This is a genomic window from Catenuloplanes japonicus, assembly GCF_000717135.1.
GTDB classification, from domain to species: domain Bacteria; phylum Actinomycetota; class Actinomycetes; order Mycobacteriales; family Micromonosporaceae; genus Catenuloplanes; species Catenuloplanes japonicus.
In genome coordinates this window covers 1-3,702 of the sequence record NZ_JNXY01000070.1, presented here as the reverse complement: position 1 = coordinate 3,702, position 3,702 = coordinate 1, and the positions used below count along the sequence as shown (strand labels likewise).

At 70.7% G+C, this 3,702-nt stretch carries 4 protein-coding genes; 2 read left to right on the top strand and 2 right to left on the bottom strand.

Annotation, left to right across the window (positions count from 1 at the left end; all coding sequences use genetic code 11):
• Window positions 1-136: 136 nt before the first annotated feature.
• Window positions 137-1,765: a GGDEF domain-containing protein gene (locus OP04_RS47985; RefSeq protein WP_033346783.1), complete on the bottom strand. Its 1,629-nt coding sequence runs from the start codon at window positions 1,763-1,765 to the stop codon at window positions 137-139.
• A 112-nt stretch (window positions 1,766-1,877) separates the two neighbouring features.
• On the opposite strand from OP04_RS47985, the gene OP04_RS54375 reads away from it, so the two are divergent.
• On the top strand, window positions 1,878-2,183 hold the full coding sequence (locus OP04_RS54375; protein ID WP_157241383.1) for a hypothetical protein: 306 nt from the start codon (window positions 1,878-1,880) through the stop codon (window positions 2,181-2,183).
• A gap of 65 nt (window positions 2,184-2,248) precedes the next feature.
• On the opposite strand, the gene OP04_RS47975 is transcribed toward OP04_RS54375, so the two are convergent.
• The gene (locus OP04_RS47975) at window positions 2,249-3,088 is read right to left on the bottom strand and encodes an alpha/beta hydrolase-fold protein (RefSeq protein ID WP_051800205.1); all 840 of its coding nucleotides are present in this window, start codon (window positions 3,086-3,088) and stop codon (window positions 2,249-2,251) included.
• 18 nt (window positions 3,089-3,106) lie between these two features.
• Between OP04_RS47975 and OP04_RS47970 the strand changes: the two genes are divergently transcribed.
• Window positions 3,107-3,544, top strand: coding sequence for a hypothetical protein (locus tag OP04_RS47970; protein ID WP_033346781.1), 438 nt, complete (start codon window positions 3,107-3,109; stop codon window positions 3,542-3,544).
• Window positions 3,545-3,702 lie beyond the last annotated feature (158 nt).

Here is a 3,702-nt window from a genome sequence, read left to right as displayed (position 1 = left end):
CTCCGAGTCGGCGTGCGTAACGGAGCGAAGCGGAGGTGGAGCCCGCCGGAGGTTGGCCCGCGGGAGCATGCGGACCGCGACCACGCCGGAAGCGGGAAAAGGAACTGGATCTTGATCCGAAAAGCGGGGAAAGGCGTCAGCCCGCGGCGGTCACGCGGTTGCGGCCGGCGTGTTTGGCGGCGTATAGGCGGGTGTCGGCGCGCGGGAGGAGCGTGGTGTGGTCGTTGTTGTCGTGCTCGGCGACGCCGATGCTGACCGTGACGGCGAGGCCGGGCTGGATGGTCATCCAGTCGTGGTCCTGGATGATGCGGCGGAGCTTCTCGGCGAGGTGGGCGGCCTCGGGGAGGTCGACGCCCTCGAACGCGATCAGGAACTCCTCGCCGCCGAGGCGGGCGACCAGGTCGATGCCGCGGACGTGCTCGCGCAGCAGTTCGCCGAGGCGGCGCAGGACCTCGTCGCCGACCGCGTGCCCGTACTTGTCGTTGACGTGCTTGAAGTGGTCGACGTCCGCGATGGCGAGGCAGAACGGGCGGCCGGTGGCGGCGGCCAGCGTGGCCATCTCGGGGAGGCGCTGGTCGACGGCGCGGCGGTTGGCGAGGCCGGTGAGGGAGTCGGTGAGCGCCTGCTCCTCCAGCTCGGCGCTGCGGATGCGGTGGAGTTCGGACTCCAGGCGCGCGTTGTCGGCCTCGAGGCGCGCGTTGTCCAGCTCGAAGTGGTGGACCATCATGCGGGCGCGGACCGCGGCGACGTCGTTGTGGGCCTCGCGTTCGAGCGTGTGGTAGGCGCGATAGTTGGCGAGCGCGGCCTTGAAGTCGCCGATCCGCTCGTAGGCGGAGGAGAGCTGCAGGTGGATGGCCATGGTCATCGGCTTCTCCTTGGCCTCCTTCGCGCGTTCCAACGCCTCCAGCAGGCCGAGCACCGCGATCGCGCAGTCGCCGCGCAGCAGCCGGATCTGCGCCTGGTGCTGGAGCGCGGCGGACTCCAACGAGCGGTAGCCGTGCGCGAGCGCGATCATGCGGGAGTTCTCGACCAGGGAGAACGCCTCGCCGTACTCGCCGCGCAGCGCCATCAGCATGCCGAAGTTGTCGAGCACGATCGACTGCCGGAACGGGTGGTTCGCGGCCTCGGCCAGCTGCAGCGCGGTCCGGACGTGGCCGAGCGCGGTCTCCAGCTGCGCGTCCGCCTCCTCGTCGAGGCCGGACTCGCGCAGCTGCGGTACGCGGTAGACCGCGTTGTCGCCGAGGTTGTTGAGCACGCAGAATCGGGCCTCGTCGTCGCCGGGGTCGACCATGGCGAGTGCGTGGCGCAGGCACTCGTTGCTGCTGGCCAGGTCGCCCATGGCGCTGTGCACGACGCCGGTGCGGTTGTGCACCCAGTAGAGCAGCGCGCGGTCGTCGAGGCGCTGGGCGATGCGGCGCGCGCGGTCCAGCGCGTCGAGCGCCTCCTCGTGCAGGCCGAGGTCGTTGAACGGGATGGCCTGGACGGTGAGCGTCTCGCAGATGCCGCGCTCGTCGCCGATCGACTCGAACAGCGCGGCGGCCTGGGTGCACGCGGTGATCGCCTGCTCCTGCTCGCCGACGCGGAGCAGCTGGTTCGCGGCGAGCCGCAGGGAGGAGGCCTGGCCGGAGACGTCGCCGTGTTTGGCGTGCAGCTCGGCGGCACGGCGGGCGAGGTCGACGCCGGACCGGTAGTCGCCACGGGTACGGGCCTGCTCGGCCTGTTCGTACAGATCCGAGGCCGTGAGCGTGGCGCTGCTGGTGATCACGCTGCGCCCCCCTCGAACCGTGTCCGCCGACCGTGTGGCTCCTTTCGGCCGAATCTAGGCCATCCGAATGAATTACCACCAACTGAGACGGCCGTCACACGAAGGGTGAGCCGTGTTGCCCGAGGTCAATGCCCTTGGCATCGATTCGCGGAGGATCCGCTACGGTGCGATATTGCATGTGATCACAGGGGGACTTGGAACGGCCCCGACCACACGACCCGAAGGGACGCCGACCTTGACGCCCACCTCCACCCGCACCGGTTCCGCCACTGCGCAGCCGACCGACCCGAGGTGCCTGCACTGCAAGGAGCCTCTCGTCCAGGATGACATCTGGGGCTGGATGCACGAGGGACAGCGCTACCTGTGCCGCGACCAGCGCACCGGTGAGCTGCTCACTCAAGCGGCGACGCTCATCTGACACGGCCGCGAACGGATTCAGGCGCTCCGCGTACCCTCGGCGCGCCTGGATCCTGTGTCTGTTTCTCAGAGCCGGGCGTAGCGCCGCCCGGTGTCCGGATCACGCCGTGCGGCCTCGGCCCGGTCCGGCGCGATCATGGCGCGTAGAGCGGTCACGTCCTCGGGATCATCGGCGGGGGCGCGCATCGAGGCCGCCAGGAACGTGAGCGCGGCACGCGTGGAGTCGGCCGCTTCCGGGCCGGCATGGTCCGCGTCGCGCACCAGGTGGTAGTCGTGCGCGATGTCCAGGTCCCACAGCTCACGGTGCAGCCGTTCGGTGCCGTCGTGCAGGGCGAACGCGTCCCGGTCGCCGCAGCGCAGCATGATCGGCAGCCGCGCGGCACGGATCTCGTCCGCGTGGCGTCGCAGCCGGTGCAGTGCGCTCTCCCGCTCCCAGCCGGCCGCGGTCATGGTGTCCCTCAGCGCGGCGAGGACACTGATCGTGTTACGAGGGCCGGGCGTGTCGTTGAGCAGCGCGGGTGAGGTGGCGGCGACCGCGGTCCAGCGTGCCGGGTCCGCGAAGGCGATCTTGAGGGCACCGTAGCCGCCCATGGACGCGCCGAGCAGGGAGACGCGGGTGGTGCCGAAGCGGCGGCCGATCTCCTCCGGCAGGGTCTTCGCGACGAGGGTTTCCCACTCGCCGATGTAGAAGCCGCCCACCGTGGGGGTGGAGGCGCAGGCCAGCACGCACGGGGGCAAGGTGCCGTCCGCCCACATGCCCTCGATCATCGGCCGGAGCTGGACGAGCCGGTCCGCGGACGAGAACGCGCCGTGCAGCAGCACGATCAGGTCCTCCGCTTCCTCCGGCATTCTCAGGGTTTTGTAGGCGGTCGCGCCGATCGTGCCGTCCAGCAGTGCGGTGTCCATGTCGGATATTGTGCGGGGGTGTCCTCCACAGCGGAGATAGCCGTCATCGACCGCGAGGATCTCGCGTGGTTCCTGGCCGACCCCGGCGGCACCATCGACCGGCGCGGCCAGGATTTCCCTGATCCGTACCCGTGGTCCGGCATCGCGGCCCGCACCGTCCTCACGCTGCTCGACGCGCACGGCATCGACCTCGACCCCGGCCCGCTGCCCAAGGTCGTCTCCATCGCCGCCCGCGACGACATCATCCGCGTCCTGGTCCCGGCCCACCGCCGCCACCTCGACGCGCTCCACCCCGACGAGTTCACCGACCGCGAGATCACCCGCGCGTTCGAGCACTGGCACGCCGACACCGAGCGCCTGGCCGCCGTCCCCGCCGCCCACGACACCGTCACCCGCATCCGCGCCCTGCTCGCCCGCATCGCGGACGACCAGGTCGGCGTCATCTGGATCACCTGACGCCCTCGGCAGCCCGGTCGGGCAGAGCCGCTGCCGGCCGAAGATCAAGATCCAGTTCCTTTCCCGCTTCCGGCGTGGTCGCGGTCCGCATGCTCCCGCGGGCCAACCTCCGGCGGGCTCCACCTCCGCTTCGCTCCGTTACGCACGCCGACTCGGAG

Coding starts and splice junctions, on each gene's coding strand:
- OP04_RS47975 (WP_051800205.1), bottom strand. CDS start 3,088: ATGGACACCGCACTGCTGGACGGCACGATCGGCGCGACCGCCTACAAA.